The organism is Arthrobacter sp. NPDC056493, assembly GCF_042795115.1.
GTDB lineage: Bacteria > Actinomycetota > Actinomycetes > Actinomycetales > Micrococcaceae > Arthrobacter.
Genome location: NZ_JBHTSL010000091.1, coordinates 1 through 13,712, shown reverse-complemented (window position 1 = coordinate 13,712; position 13,712 = coordinate 1). Strand labels below are relative to the sequence as shown.

The 13,712-nt window shown below is 68.2% G+C and carries 10 protein-coding genes and 1 tRNA gene; 9 read left to right on the top strand and 2 right to left on the bottom strand.

Going from position 1 to position 13,712, the window contains the following annotated elements:
* The first annotated feature begins 240 nt into the window (after positions 1 to 240).
* Together ACFQ50_RS23455 and ACFQ50_RS23450 are read left to right on the top strand one after the other, a co-directional pair.
* On the top strand, positions 241 to 372 hold the full coding sequence (locus ACFQ50_RS23455; RefSeq protein WP_377998011.1) for a hypothetical protein: 132 nt from the start codon (positions 241 to 243) through the stop codon (positions 370 to 372).
* A 123-nt stretch (positions 373 to 495) separates the two neighbouring features.
* On the top strand, positions 496 to 1,317 hold the full coding sequence (locus tag ACFQ50_RS23450; protein ID WP_377998010.1) for a VOC family protein: 822 nt from the start codon (positions 496 to 498) through the stop codon (positions 1,315 to 1,317).
* 122 nt (positions 1,318 to 1,439) lie between these two features.
* Here ACFQ50_RS23450 and ACFQ50_RS23445 read toward each other — a convergent pair whose 3' ends face one another.
* A complete protein-coding gene (locus ACFQ50_RS23445; RefSeq protein ID WP_377998008.1) occupies positions 1,440 to 3,401 on the bottom strand; it encodes an FAD/NAD(P)-binding protein in 1,962 nt (653 codons plus the stop codon).
* Positions 3,402 to 3,462: 61 nt separating this feature from the next.
* On the opposite strand from ACFQ50_RS23445, the gene ACFQ50_RS23440 reads away from it, so the two are divergent.
* The 3 genes from ACFQ50_RS23440 (at position 3,463) to ACFQ50_RS23430 (ending at position 7,607) form a co-directional block, all read left to right on the top strand.
* A complete protein-coding gene (locus tag ACFQ50_RS23440) occupies positions 3,463 to 5,706 on the top strand; it encodes a prolyl oligopeptidase family protein (RefSeq protein ID WP_377998007.1) in 2,244 nt (747 codons plus the stop codon).
* A gap of 202 nt (positions 5,707 to 5,908) precedes the next feature.
* A tRNA-Ser gene (locus ACFQ50_RS23435) sits at positions 5,909 to 5,996 on the top strand.
* A 135-nt stretch (positions 5,997 to 6,131) separates the two neighbouring features.
* Entirely contained in the window at positions 6,132 to 7,607 is a 1,476-nt protein-coding gene (locus ACFQ50_RS23430) for an MFS transporter (RefSeq protein WP_377998006.1), read from the top strand.
* On the opposite strand, the gene ACFQ50_RS23425 is transcribed toward ACFQ50_RS23430, so the two are convergent.
* A complete protein-coding gene (locus tag ACFQ50_RS23425; RefSeq protein ID WP_377998005.1) occupies positions 7,552 to 9,765 on the bottom strand; it encodes a RecQ family ATP-dependent DNA helicase in 2,214 nt (737 codons plus the stop codon). The genes ACFQ50_RS23430 and ACFQ50_RS23425 overlap by 56 nt on opposite strands.
* 129 nt (positions 9,766 to 9,894) lie before the next feature.
* Here ACFQ50_RS23425 and ACFQ50_RS23420 point away from each other — a divergent pair, with 129 nt between their 5' ends.
* The 4 genes from ACFQ50_RS23420 (at position 9,895) to ACFQ50_RS23405 (ending at position 13,664) form a co-directional block, all read left to right on the top strand.
* Positions 9,895 to 11,313 carry a phosphomannomutase/phosphoglucomutase gene (locus ACFQ50_RS23420; RefSeq protein WP_377998004.1) on the top strand — a complete coding sequence of 473 codons (1,419 nt, stop codon included), beginning with the start codon at positions 9,895 to 9,897 and terminating at the stop codon, positions 11,311 to 11,313.
* A gap of 9 nt (positions 11,314 to 11,322) precedes the next feature.
* Positions 11,323 to 11,817, top strand: coding sequence for a hypothetical protein (locus tag ACFQ50_RS23415; RefSeq protein WP_377998003.1), 495 nt, complete (start codon positions 11,323 to 11,325; stop codon positions 11,815 to 11,817).
* A gap of 43 nt (positions 11,818 to 11,860) precedes the next feature.
* Positions 11,861 to 12,310, top strand: coding sequence for an RrF2 family transcriptional regulator (locus ACFQ50_RS23410; protein WP_377998001.1), 450 nt, complete (start codon positions 11,861 to 11,863; stop codon positions 12,308 to 12,310).
* A gap of 193 nt (positions 12,311 to 12,503) precedes the next feature.
* Positions 12,504 to 13,664: a globin domain-containing protein gene (locus ACFQ50_RS23405; protein WP_377998000.1), complete on the top strand. Its 1,161-nt coding sequence runs from the start codon at positions 12,504 to 12,506 to the stop codon at positions 13,662 to 13,664.
* Positions 13,665 to 13,712: the final 48 nt, after the last annotated feature.

The following is a 13,712-nucleotide window of genomic DNA, read 5'->3' as shown; positions in this document are numbered from 1 at the left end:
ACCGAAAGGTTGGTCCGGCCGGCCTTTTGCGTGGGCAGGCAGTGTCCATTTTTACGGGCAAGTAGGGCCGCAGGCAGCGGGCCCAAAATCAGGTAGTCCGAGTACCTGTCCGGCAGAATTCGAGTACGCGCCACTCATGCGCGGCCCTGCCCAAAGGCGTTCACTTGTATCAGCACCGCTCTTTCCCGCGAACGGGGGAAGAGCTTCCGCATCCACCGTTGCATGTGGGGGGTCGAGGTCATGAGCAAGGCCGAGAAGCAGGGCCTGCGGTACTCGGACTACTACTGGTGCATGTCGCTGAAGGACTTCATCGACTGGATCGAGGCCGACGACGACCAGGAGCCTGCCACGTCCTACTCTGACCAGCGCTGACGGCACTCCCGGCACTGACCGCGGCCCCATTGAAAACTGTCACACCCCCGGCATAGGGTCAGTTCTGTCCGTAGCACCTCCATGACCTGCGGGATATCCCGCAAACCACACCAGGAGCAGACCATGCCTACGCCCGAACCCACGCCCGGCGCCCCCTGCTGGGTCGACCTCATGACCACCGACGCCAACCAGGCGAAACAGTTCTATGGCGAGCTGTTCGGCTGGGAGTTCCAAACCGGAGACCAGGAAAAATACGGCGGCTACATCACCGCCCAAAAGAACGGCAAGACCGTCGCCGGCATCATGCAGAAGCAGGAGGACCAGGCAAGTATGCCGGACACGTGGTCCACCTACCTGTGGTCCGACGACGCCGCCGCAACAGCCGCGGCCGTTGCCGCCAACGGTGGCCAGGTGTACATGGAACCCATGGACGTCCCGGAACAGGGCCACATGGCGTTCTTCGGTGATGCCTCCGGCGCCGCCATTGGTGTGTGGCAGCCTCGGGAGATGCGCGGTTACGAGCTTGTGGGCGAGCCCGGCTCCCCTGCCTGGCACGAGCTTCACACCAAGGACTATGCCGCCGCGGTGAAGTTCTACGAGGAGGTGTTCGGCTGGAACACCGACGTCATGAGCGACACCCCGGAGTTCCGCTACACCACCCTGGGGGCAGGCCGGGACGCCAAAGCCGGAATCTACGACGCCACAGCCGACCTGCCCGCCGAGGTCCCCTCCAACTGGGTTGTCTACTTCGCCGTCGAGGACGCCGACGCTTCCATCGACAAGGCGGTCAGCCTGGGCGCGACCCTCGTTGACGGGCCGGATGACACACCGCACGGCCGGCTGGCCACGCTGACGGACCCCACCGGGGCCAGGTTCAAGGTCGTGGCTGACACGGGCCAGGGCAACGCGGCCGACGCCGGGCCCGGCGGACAGGGCGCCCTGTAAGCACCTTCTGAACAAATGCCGGCCGGTAGCTTCCCAGGGGAAGCTGCCGGCCGGCATTCTTTTGTGCTGACCTGAGGAAGCGTTCGGGCTCAGGCGGCAGGAGCTGAGGAAGCGTTTGGGGCTCAGGCGGCAGGAACTGAGGAAGCGTTTGGGGCCAGGCCCAGGATGGCGCGGGCAATCTCGTCGGCGTCGCGGAGCGTGCGCTGCCCGCTGGGGTACACGGGACCGGCCTGCTGGGCGGCTTCGGCGGCGATGGCCGTTCCCCACTGCGTGGCCGAGAGCTGAAGCCCCAGCACGTACATCCGGTCTGTGACCTCGCCGTTCGCCGCCACCGGCCGGTACGGGTGCGGGCGGACGTCGAGCCCGGAGGACTGGACCGGCGTGCCTTCCACCGTCATCATGGTCCGCGGCCGCACGAGCCCGTCGGCGAGGAGCTGTTCCAGCAGCGGGGACTCGTTGAAGGCCACCCGGTTGGCCGGCGCCAGGGCCTCCACCAGCGTGTGTGCTTCCGCGGCACCGCCGCGTACCCACGGCGAGGCGGCGGTGAAGGCACGCTTGCCGCGGGCCACGCCGAACTTGGGATCCGGGCCCACGAAGCTGACAATTCCTGCGCGTGCCAGTGCCGCGAGCTGTTCGGCGCGCAGCGCCGGAGGACCGCTGGCGAGGCCCTCCACCAGCGACTCAAACCAGCCCCGCAGTCCGGCGACCCATGACTCATCGGTGATGCCGCCGTCGGCCACCACCGATTTCAGTACGGCACGGCCGTGGTGCAGGGCACCGATGGCCATCTTGAGGGGGTCGTCCTCGCCGAGCGCCGAGCGCCGGGCGTCGTCGTCGAGGTAATCGACGACGGCGGCATCCAGCTCGGCGCGCGAGGTAAAGCTCCGCCCGGACAGCGGGGCCGCAAGGCCGCGCAGGTCCAGCCGGCCGCCCGGACGGACATGGCGGCCGACGACGGCGTTGAAGTCCTCTTCCCATCGGCCGGTGCCGTGGGCATGCGGGTGCAGGGCCTCGTCCAGCTCTTTGAGGAACGCGGCATGGTCCTGCACGGCGTCCGGCTGCGAGCGCACGAGGGTTGTGTAATAGGCCCAGAGCGCGTCCCGGTGCAGGAGCGGCCAGAGGTCGTGGTCGAATGCCGGAACGATCCCGGCCGCAGCGAACCTCTGCAGCGCCTTCCCGGTGAAGTAGCGGAGCGTGACCGACGCCGGGTAGTACCCCGCGAGGTTGGCCTTGGACCGGTAGGGGGTCCCGCGCCGGGACGCGGCGAAGATCAGAGGCTCCTGGCCCGAGGGCAGGTACTCGAGCCGGTCCCCTGCCTCCACGAACTTCCCGCCCCTGCCCTCCGTGAGCTGGCCCATCACGTCAAAAAAGTTCAGGCCCATCCCGCGGACCAGGACCGGTTCCTGGGCCGGAACCACCCCCCAGTCGACGTCTGCCGGGACAGCGGGCGGGAGATAGCGCAGGCCCAGTTGGGCTGCGGCCGCCTGGAGTTCACGCTGTTCGGGGCTGAGGCGGGATGCGAGGTGGCCCAGCGCGAGGACGACAGAGTCGACGGTGAGTGGTTCTCCTCCGTCCAGTTCGACGTCGAACGTCCCGTCCGGCCGGCGGCGCGCAGCGGTGGCCGTCGCCTGGTGCATTTCTACGGTGACGCCGTCGGGCAGCGCCGCGAGCAGCTCCTGGAAGGTGGACCGCAGGTAGCGGCCGTAGATGGCGCGGCTGGGGAAGTCACCGGATCCCAGCACGGCGAGCTCGGCCCGCTCGTCGTCGGAGAGCTCCGGCAGGGGGCTGTGCTGCTGGGCTGTCCGCCAGCGGTCGAAGGTGGTGCCCGCCACCGGTGCGGCCAGTCCCGTGTCCTCGGGAACCAGCGTGGGGTAGAACGACTGCGTGTTCATCAGGTAGAGGCGCGACTGTCCGGGCTGCCAGACATGCCCCGGACCGGCCGGAAAGGGATCGATAACGTCGATGTGCAGGCGGGCTCCGGCAGGGCGGCCGGCGGACCAGTTGGCGAGCAGCCGCTCCAGCACGCTGGTACCCCTCGGACCGGCGCCAATCAGCGCTGTCCGGATGCTCTGCGAAATAACCACGCCTTCCAGAGTATCGGCATGTGACTTGCTAGCTGAGCGGGGATGTTGTTTGGATGGGCGCATGACCACCACCGCAGCTGATTCTGCCCCCGCGTCCGGCGCCGTTCCTCCCGAGACCGCGCCCGCGCCCACCGACGAGAACATCTGGCTGGAGGACATCTACGGCGAGGAACAGCTGGCCTGGGTACGCGAGCAGAATGCCCGCACGGAGGACCTGCTGGAGGACGCCGACTATGCCCGGCTCGAGGGCGACATCCTCGAGGTGCTGGACTCCACGGACAAGATCGCCATGGTGAGCAAGCATGGCGAGTGGTACTACAACTTCTGGAAGGACCGGCAGAACCCCAAGGGCCTGTGGCGCCGGACCAGCTGGGAGAGCTACTGCAGCGACACCCCGGAGTGGGACGTGCTGCTCGATGTGGATGCCCTGGCGGCCGCCGACGGCGTGGAATGGGTCTTCCACGGGGCAAATCTGCTGCGGCCGGAACCCGGGCAGCCGTACCGGCGGGCGCTCTTGGCGCTCTCCCCCGACGGCGGCGACGCCAACCGCTACCGCGAGTTCGACGTCGAAACCCGTACCTTCGTTGATCCCGCCGCGGGCGGCTTTGACCTCCCGACGGCGAAGGGTAACGTCTCGTGGCTCGATGCGGACACGCTGCTGGTCGCCAGCACCGCCGGCGACCTGCCCCGCACGGCGTCCTCGTACGCCCGCACCGCCGTGCGGCTCCGCCGGGGCCAGGTCCTGGCCGACGCGCCGCGCATCTTCGAAATTGCCGAGGACCACATGATGGCGATCGTGGCCCACGACTCCACGCCCGGCTTTGAGCGGACGTTCGCGGTGGACTGGATCGACTTCTTCAACCGCCGCACGTCCGTACTGCAGGACGGTGACTGGGTGCCGGTGGACGTGCCCACCGACGTGAACACCGGCGTGCACCGGGAATGGCTGCTGTTCCGGCCCCAGCGCGACTGGACGGTGAACGGCAGCACGTACGCGGCCGGCTCCCTGCTCGCCGCTGATTTTCAGGCGTACCTGGCCGGCGGGCGGGCCATCACGGTTCTCTTCGCCCCGGACGCGCACACCTCGCTTCAGTCCTGGAGCTGGACGCGAAACTTCCTGCTGCTGAACCTGCTGAAGGACGTGTCCTCGGAAATCCGGGTGCTGGATGCTGCCGACTCCTGGTCTTCGTCCCCGCTGGATGCCTGCCCGCCGCTGCACGATGTCAACGCCTTCGCCGTCGATGACGAGGACGAGGCGGAAGGCGGGGCCGGGGACGACTTCTGGCTCGTGGCCACCGGGTTCACGACGCCCAGCACCCTGACCCGCGGCACCCTCACCCGGGGCAATCTGGCCCGGGGCACCGCCGACGGTGCGGCTTCCGGCGGAACTGCCGTGGCAGGCGTGGTGAGCAGACATGCGGAGGTCAAGGCGTCGCCGTCGTTCTTCAATGAAGCGGACTACGAGGTGCAGCAGCATTTCGCCGTTTCCGCGGACGGCACGAAGGTGCCGTACTTCCAGGTGGCCGCGCGGGGCCTGGTCCTCGACGGGCAGAACCCTACGCAGCTCTCCGGCTACGGGGGCTTTGAGGTCTCGCGCACGCCGGCGTACAGCGGCACCATCGGGCGGGCGTGGCTGGAGCGGCGCACCGCCGCAGTTCCAGGCGACGGCGTTCCGGAGGGGCACAGCCGGGGCGGCGTGTACGTCGTGGCCAACATCCGCGGCGGCGGGGAATACGGCCCCGCCTGGCACCGGGCGGCGCTGCAGGAGAACCGGCACCGCGCCTACGAGGACTTCGCGGCGGTGGCCAGGGACCTGATCTCGCGGGGCGTCACCAGCCGGGAGCGGCTTGGCTGTGTCGGCGGCTCCAATGGCGGCCTGCTCGTGGGCAACATGCTCACGCGGTACCCCGAGCTGTTTGGTGCCGTGTCCTGCGGAGTGCCGCTGCTGGACATGCGCCGGTACACCAAGCTGTCGGCCGGCCACTCGTGGATTGCGGAGTACGGGGACCCGGATCTGCCCGAGCACTGGGAATTCATCAAAACCTTCTCGCCATACCACCAACTGAGGGATGGCGTGGAGTATCCGGAAACCTTCATCTGGACCGCGACGTCCGACGACAGGGTGGGCCCCGTGCAGGCCCGGAAGATGGCCGCGCGCATGCTGGCCATGGGCATCCCCAACGTCTGGTTCCACGAAGCGCTCGAGGGCGGGCATGCCGGCGCCTCGGACAACCGGCAGGCAGCCGCGCTCCAGGGCCGCAGCCAGCACTTCCTGTGGAAGGCGCTGGCAGAAGGCACGGCCTGACCGCGGGCTCCCTCGGGACGTTGCCGCCAACCCTCCTGGAGTTTTTGTCCAGATATCGCGAGTTAAAGCCACTTGGGCTCCCATTATCTGGACAAAAACTCCTGCGATTTGCGGGGGCCGGTGCGATTTGGCCGGGCCACCGCGGCCGTTTTGCACTGGATGGCCGGTTCTGCGTATCCTTGGTGGGCTAGGAATAGCAATTGGAGACGTGCCAGAGCGGCCGAATGGGCTTCACTGCTAATGAAGTGTGGGGCACAACTCCACCGGGGGTTCAAATCCCCCCGTCTCCGCGTTTGGCCCCGGTCCTCGGACCGGGGCCTTTTGCGTTCCCGGGCATCCTTCCCTTCGCCTTTGCGGGGCTTGACGGCCGTCCGCGTGCCGGACGCTCAAGGCGATAAAGCGCTTTCCGGTGGCAGGATGACTCCATGAACAAGCTTTCTGCCAACGAGGCCTGGAGCCCCAGGCTGGCCCTGCTTGTGGCGGCCACGTTCTTCATGGAATTCCTGGACGGAACCGTCCTGACGACCGCCATCCCGAGCATCGCCGGGGACTTCGGCGTGCCGTCGGCCAGCGTGAACATCACCATGACCGCCTACCTGATGACGGTGGCCATGGGCATCCCGCTGAGCGGCTGGCTGGCCGAGCGCCTCGGGGCCCGGCGGATATTCTGCCTGGCCATCGCTGTCTTCACGGTCGCGTCGCTGCTGTGCGCCGCCAGCCAGGACCTCACCGTGCTGACCGTCAGCCGCGTCCTGCAGGGCCTGGGCGGGGCGATGATGGTGCCGGTGGGTACGCTGCTGGTGCTTCGCGGGACGCCGAAGTCGGATCTGCTGCGCGCCACGGCCTATCTCGTCTGGCCCGGGTTGCTGGCTCCGGTCCTGGCACCACTCGTGGGCGGCGCGCTGACCACCTACCTGTCCTGGCACTGGATCTTCCTGATCAACCTGCCACTCGGCGCCGCTGCCTTCCTGGCCGCCCTGCGCCTGGTCCCCGCGGTCCCCGGCAACCGGAGCCGCCGGCTGGACTGGCTGGGGCTAGCCCTCACAACGGCCGGCGTGGGAGCGCTGGTAGCGGGCCTGGAACTGGCCAGCGGCCACCCCGGCGGCTTTTGGACCTGGCCGAGCATTCTGGCCGGGGTTCTCGCACTGGCAGCGGCGGTCCTTTGGATGCGCCGCGCGGCCAATCCGTTGTTCGACCTGACAGTGTTTGGCACCCGCACCTTCCGGGCCACCAACTCGGGCGGCTTCATCTACCGGCTGACCATCAGCGCCGTGCCGTTCCTGTTGCCGCTGATGTTCCAGAACGGCTTCGGCTGGAGCCCCCTGCATGCGGGCATCATGGTGGCCGCCGTGTTTATCGGGAACATCGGGATCAAACCGGCGACGACGCCGCTCATCAGGCGTTTCGGTTTCAAACCGGTGCTGGTCTTCGCGTCCCTGGCCTCGGCTGCCACCTTCGCCCTCTGCGCGATGCTGACCCCGGCCACGCCGGAACCGCTGGTGTTCGCGCTGCTCGTGTGCAGCGGGGCGTTCCGGTCCATCGGCTTCTCCGCCTACGCATCTGTCCAGTACGCCGATATCCAGCCCGGGCAGCTGACGTCTGCCAACGCCGTTTCGGCCACGATCGTTCAGCTGGCCACCGGGGCCGGAATCGCGGTGGGCGCCCTGCTGCTGCGCCTCTTCGAGTCGGATTCGCTGCTCTCGTCCGGGGTTGACGGCATCCTGTCAGCCGGACCCGACGGCAGCGGCGTGGCCGCCTACCGCGGCGCGTTCCTCTCGATTGCCGTGCTGATGCTGCTCAGCACCCTCGACAGCCTTCTGCTGCACCGGCACGCGGGCGCCGAGGTCAGCCGGCCTGGGCCAGCGCCAGCGGAAGCACCGCGCCCGCACCGGCCCGCCTGAGGGCACGTCCCGCGACGGTGACCGTCCACCGGCTGTCCACGAGGTCGTCGATGAGCATCACGCTGCCGCCGCCCAGGCCAGCGAGCTCAGCCGCCAGTGACTCCCCCACCACGAGACGGTCCCACACACCTGCCAGCCGGTAGGCGCTGTTGCCGCCGCGTCCGCCGGTGGGCCCGCCGTGTTCGAGCTGCAGCTGGCCGATGTACGGGATGCGGCCGATCTGGGAGATGCCCTGGGCCAGGGACTCCACGAGTTGGGGCCTGCTGCGCGAAGGCAGGCTGACAATGGCGGCCGGCCGGCCTGCGCCGCTCCAGCCAGGAATCCGGGAATCGCCGGCGCCCCATTCGCGCAGCACCTGGACGCAGGCCTGCAGCATGCCGGGATCGACGGCGCGGTCCGGAGCGCCGGCCGCGAAAAGTTCGCGCAGGGCGCCGCCCCAGCCCAGGTCCGTCAGCCTGGCGAGGACCCGGCCGTCGGCCGTGTTTTCGTCGGGTTTGATCTTGCCCTTGACCGGCACCCCCAGGCGGTCCATTCCGCTGGGCCATTGAAGCCGGGACTCCAGAACGATGCCGGCGCGGCTGAGCGTCTGCCCGGCAGCCTCCGTGGCGGTGGCGGCGATCTCCGCGGGGAACCACCGGCCGGCGCAGTTGTCGCACCGGCCGCAGGCCGCGGCGGTCTCGTCGTCCAGGACGGAGGTGATGTACTCCATCCGGCACCCGGCGGTGTCCTGGTAGATGACCATGGAGTCCTGCTCGTCCACCCGGGCCTCCGCGATGCGGCGGTACCGTTCGGCGTCGTACGTCCACGGCATGCCGGTGGAGCGCCAGCCGCCGCCTACGCGTTCCACCGCTCCGTCCACGGCGAGTACCTTCAGCAGGAGTTCCAGGGGCGTCCGGCGGAGGTCCACGCGGGCTTCCAGAGCCACAGTGGAGACGGCCGCACCCGCCTCCGCCAGCGCGGTCAGCACGGCAGCGGCCTTCTCCTCTGAGGGCATGGAGGCCGTGGCAAAGTACTGCCAGATTTCGCGGTCCTCTGATCCGGGCAGGAGCAGGACGTCTGCGTTGGCGGCGCCTCGGCCCGCCCTGCCCACCTGCTGGTAGTAGGCAACCGGCGACGACGGTGCGCCCAGGTGCACCACAAAACCGAGATCCGGCTTGTCGAAGCCCATCCCCAGCGCTGAAGTGGCCACGAGCGCCTTGACCTGGTTGTCCTTGAGGAGCTGCTCAGCCCTTTCCCGGTCCGCGGGGTCGGTGCGGCCCGTGTACGCCAGTACCTCGTGACCGGCTTCTGCGAGCAGCCTGGCGGTGTCCTCGGCGGCGGAAACGGTCAGGGTGTAGATGATCCCGCTGCCGTGCAGATCCGCCAGGTGGGTGAGGAGCCAGCCGAGACGCTGGCGCGAGTCGGGCAGCGCCAGGACCCCGAGCCGCAGCGACTCCCGGCCCAGCGCACCGCGGATGGTCAGCACGCCGTCGCCGAGCTGTTCCTCGATGTCGTGGACCACCCGGGAGTTGGCCGTGGCTGTGGTGGCCAGCACCGGCACGGTATCCGGCAGTTCCGCGATGAGGTCGGCTATGCGCCGGTAGTCGGGCCGGAAATCGTGGCCCCAGTCAGAGATGCAGTGGGCCTCGTCGATAACCAGCAGGCCCGTCCGCCGGATGAGCTCGGGCAGCTGGTTCTCGCGGAACGAGGGGTTGGTGAGACGCTCGGGGGAAACGAGCAGGACATCCACCTGGTCCGCGGCAAGCTGCTCCCGTACCGTGTCCCACTCCAGCTGGTTGGCGGAGTTGATGGCCACGGCCCTAACACCCGCCCGGGCGGCAGCCGCCACCTGGTCCCGCATCAGTGCGAGCAGTGGCGAAACGATCAGCGTGGGTCCCGCCCCGCGCCGCCGGAGCAGCAAAGACGCCACGAAGTAAACGGCTGATTTTCCCCAGCCTGTCCGCTGCACCACGAGCGTCCGGCGGCCGCCGTCGACCAGCGCCTCGATGGCCTCGAACTGGCCGTCGTGGAAGTCTGCATCCGGCCGGCCCACCAGCTCCCGCAGCACCGACAGGGCCTGGCCCCGCGTCCCAGTGACCGTTTCCTGTTCCCACCCGGCACCGGTACCGGAGGGGCCGGGTGCAGAAGCAAGGACAGGAGCGTGCTGGTTATTTGCCATTGATTCAGTATCCCAGCCGCCTCTGACACACCAAACCCCGGGCGCCGGCTATGTGGACAACCGGCCGGCACACACTTCTGTGACCTCCCCTCCACAGGCCGCCGCGCGCGTGCCCGTAAGATAAGTGCCGTGACTAGCGACCAGACCCGTACTTTTGACCTTTCGGCCTCGTTCAAGGCGTATGACGTCCGCGGCATCGTGGGCGAATCCATCACCGCTGAAATCGTCGAGGCCGTAGGCGCAGCATTCGTTGACGTGCTTGGCCTGGAGGGACAGACGGTCCTGGTCGGCGGTGACATGCGACCCTCCTCCCCCGAATTCAGCAAGGCGTTCGCCAGCGGCGCCGCCACCCGCGGAGCCAACGTCCAGCTGCTGGACCTGATCTCCACGGACGAGCTGTACTACGCGTGCGGAGCACTGAACGCCGCAGGCGCCACGTTCACCGCGAGCCACAACCCCGCCGCATACAACGGCATCAAGATGGCCAAGGCCGGCGCCGTCCCCATCTCCTCCGAGACGGGCCTCAAGGAGATCCAGGCGCTCGCCGAGCAGTACCTGGACACGGGGTCGATCCCTGCTGCCGAAACGCGGGGCCAGATCGGCGTCCGGGACGTGCTGAAAGACTACGCCGAATACCTGCGCAGGCTCGTTGACCTCTCCGCGTCGCGCCCCCTCAAGGTCGTGGTGGACGCCGGTAACGGCATGGCCGGACTGACCACGCCTGCCGTCCTGGGCGACACGCTGCTGCCCAAGCTGCCCTTCGACATCGTTCCGCTCTACTTCGAACTGGACGGCTCCTTCCCGAATCACCCTGCCAACCCCCTGGAGCCGGAAAACCTGCGCGACCTGCAGGCCGCCGTCGTCGAGCACGGCGCGGACATCGGGCTGGCGTTCGACGGCGACGCCGACCGCTGCTTCGTCATCGACGAAAAGGGCGAGGCTGTCTCGCCGTCGGCCATCACTGGCATGGTGGCCCGCCGCGAAATTGCCCGCGCGAAGGCGCAGGGCGAGGCAACGCCCACCATCATCCACAACCTCCTGACCTCCCGCGCGGTGCCGGAACTCGTCGCCGAGGACGGCGGCCGGGCGGTGCGCACCCGGGTAGGCCACTCCTTCATCAAGGCCGTCATGGCAGAGGAAGGCGCGATCTTTGGCGGCGAGCACTCCGCCCACTTCTACTTCCGTGACTTCTGGAACGCGGACACCGGCATGCTTGCCGCCATGCACGTGCTGGCCGCCCTCGGCGAACAGGACGGCCCGCTCTCGGAGCTCGGCCGGGAGTACGAACCGTATGTTTCCTCCGGCGAAATCAACTCCGAAATCGAAGACAAGGCCGGGGCCGTGGAGCGCGTCCGCGCCGACTTCGAGACCGAGGACGTGGCGGTGGACCACCTGGACGGCAGCACCTTCACCGCCGCCGACGGCAGCTTCTGGTTCAACCTGCGCCCTTCCAACACCGAACCATACCTGCGGCTGAACGCCGAAGCCACGGACCGGGCCACCATGGAGCGTGTGCGCGACCGCGTGCTGGCCCTGGTCCGCAACTAGGACAGCCCGGTGGCATCACCCGACCCGACCCCGGCCCAGCCATCGTGGCGCGCATCCGTCCCGGAGGCCACGGCCACGGACCTGGAAAACCTTCTGGGCACCGGACTGGCGGCAGCCCAGGAGCAGCTTGAGCGCAGCGGCGGATTCCTGCCGTTCGCGCTCGTGGTGGAGAACGACGGCGACGTCCGCCTCGTGGCCGTTTCGCCGGCAGATCCGGATGCCAACGGGGACAGCGAATTCGACGCCGACGGGATGATCCGCGACATCACGGAACTTTTGCGCCAGCACCGGGACGAGTTCCGTGCCGCCGCCATCGTCTGCGACATCACCCTGGTCGAGGAGGACTCGGACGCCATCCACGTGGCCACCGAACACCGGGACGGCGCGGTTTTCGCAGCCGTCCTCCCTTACTCGCCCATCAGCTCCCCCGGCAAAGAGGGCAGCGAGTGGGATTTCGGAGACATCGCGGCCGACTCCAACGAGCCTGTCATCTGGGCTGGCTAGGCCGGACAAACCGATGATTTGCCCTGGCCGTTAGGCTAGTAGCATGAAAATCAACGCCTTCGCGGACGTCAGCCTGCGCGCCCTCATGGTGCTCGCTGCCTCACCCGAGGGCGATCTTCTCACCACCCAGAACGTCGCGGACGCCGTGGGAACCCCCTACAACCACGTCAGCAAAGCCGTCGCGAAGCTGCGCATGCTCGGGCTGATCGACGTCGAGCGTGGCCGCAACGGGGGGTCGCGGCTCAGCCCGGCCGGGCGCCGCGTCACCGTGGGCCAGGTGCTCCGGCAGCTGGACACCCGCGAAGACCCTGCGGACTGCATCGCTCCCGGCGGCAACTGCCCGCTCATCAGCGAATGCCGGCTCCGGGGCGCCATGGCCCGGGCCCGCGAGGCGTTTTACCGCGAACTCGACGACGTGGTGGTGGCCGAACTGCCCACCTCACGCCAGATGACGCCCGTGTTCCAGGCCATCGGACTCCGCCCCGGCGCCTGAAGCGTCTGAACCGACCCCGTCGCCGCGCCCGGTCTCCGGGCACCGCCCTCCGCACCCGCCGGCCGCCCTCCCGCATTTGGAAAATCCCTTCTACAGGGTGTAGAAATGAATCAGCAGAAACTCGTATTTCAAATGCCAGTATCTGCAGTTCCGGTCCGGCCAAAGACTCCGGACCACTAGCTCAGGAGTCTCAATGCTCTCGGACAAAGCCCGTCCTGTCATCGAAGCCACCCTTCCCCTGGTCGGCTCACGAATCGGCGAGATCACCCCCAAGTTCTACGCCCGGCTCTTCGCCGCGCACCCTGAACTTTTGGACGGGCTGTTCAGCCGCTCCAACCAGCTAAACGGAGCCCAGCAGCAGGCCCTTGCCGGCAGCATCGCCGCTTTTGCCACCCACCTCGTGAACAACCCGGACACGCTGCCGGAGACTGTGCTGTCCCGGATCGCCCACCGCCATGCCTCCCTCGGCATCACCGAACCCCAGTACCAGGTGGTCTACGAACACCTCTTCGCCGCAATCGCTGAGGACCTGGCCGAGGTCATCACCCCGGAAATCGCCGAAGCGTGGACCGAGGTCTACTGGCTCATGGCGGACGCCCTGATCAAGCTGGAAAAGGACCTCTACGCGGCCCAGGCCAACGGCAAGATGTGGACCCCCTGGAAGGTCGCCGCAAAGACCCCCGCCGGCACCGGATCGATGACGTTCACCCTGGCGCCCGCAGATGACACCCCGGTCACCGAAGCACTCCCCGGCCAGTACGTCAGTGTAAAAGTCACCCTGCCGGACGGCATCCGCCAGGTCCGCCAGTATTCGCTTTCCGGCGACGCCGGCACCAGCCGCAGCTTCACCACCAAGCTCGACGACGGCGGCGAGGTCTCCCCCGTGCTGCACAACAGCGTGGAGGTCGGGGACACCATCGAGATCTCCAACCCCTACGGCGAAATCACGCTGAAGGACGGCGACGGTCCCGTGGTCCTTGCCTCCGCCGGCATCGGCTGCACCCCCACCGCCTCGATCCTGCGCTCCCTCGCCGAAACCGGCTCCGACCGCCAGGTGCTGGTGCTGCACGCCGAAAGCACCCTGGACAGCTGGGCCCTGCGCTCACAGATGACGGACGACGTCGAACGCCTCAACGGCGCCGACCTCCAGCTTTGGCTCGAGCAGCCCGAAGCCGGGTCCAAGTCCGGTTTCATGTCCCTGCGCGAGGTGGACCTCCCCGCCAACGCCTCGTTGTACCTGTGCGGTCCGCTGCCCTTCATGAAGAACATCCGCAACGAGGCCATCAACGCCGGCATCCCGGCCACACGGATCCACTACGAGGTCTTCGGTCCGGACATCTGGCTGGCGGCCTAGACCCGTCTGTTTAGCGCGAACGAACACTTAAGCCCCGGGGCTTAAGTG

Coding starts and splice junctions, on each gene's coding strand:
- ACFQ50_RS23440 (WP_377998007.1), top strand. CDS start 3,463: ATGACCACCACCGCAGCTGATTCTGCCCCCGCGTCCGGCGCCGTTCCT.
- ACFQ50_RS23455 (WP_377998011.1), top strand. CDS start 241: ATGAGCAAGGCCGAGAAGCAGGGCCTGCGGTACTCGGACTACTACTGG.
- ACFQ50_RS23430 (WP_377998006.1), top strand. CDS start 6,132: ATGAACAAGCTTTCTGCCAACGAGGCCTGGAGCCCCAGGCTGGCCCTG.
- ACFQ50_RS23450 (WP_377998010.1), top strand. CDS start 496: ATGCCTACGCCCGAACCCACGCCCGGCGCCCCCTGCTGGGTCGACCTC.
- ACFQ50_RS23410 (WP_377998001.1), top strand. CDS start 11,861: ATGAAAATCAACGCCTTCGCGGACGTCAGCCTGCGCGCCCTCATGGTG.
- ACFQ50_RS23405 (WP_377998000.1), top strand. CDS start 12,504: ATGCTCTCGGACAAAGCCCGTCCTGTCATCGAAGCCACCCTTCCCCTG.
- ACFQ50_RS23425 (WP_377998005.1), bottom strand. CDS start 9,765: ATGGCAAATAACCAGCACGCTCCTGTCCTTGCTTCTGCACCCGGCCCC.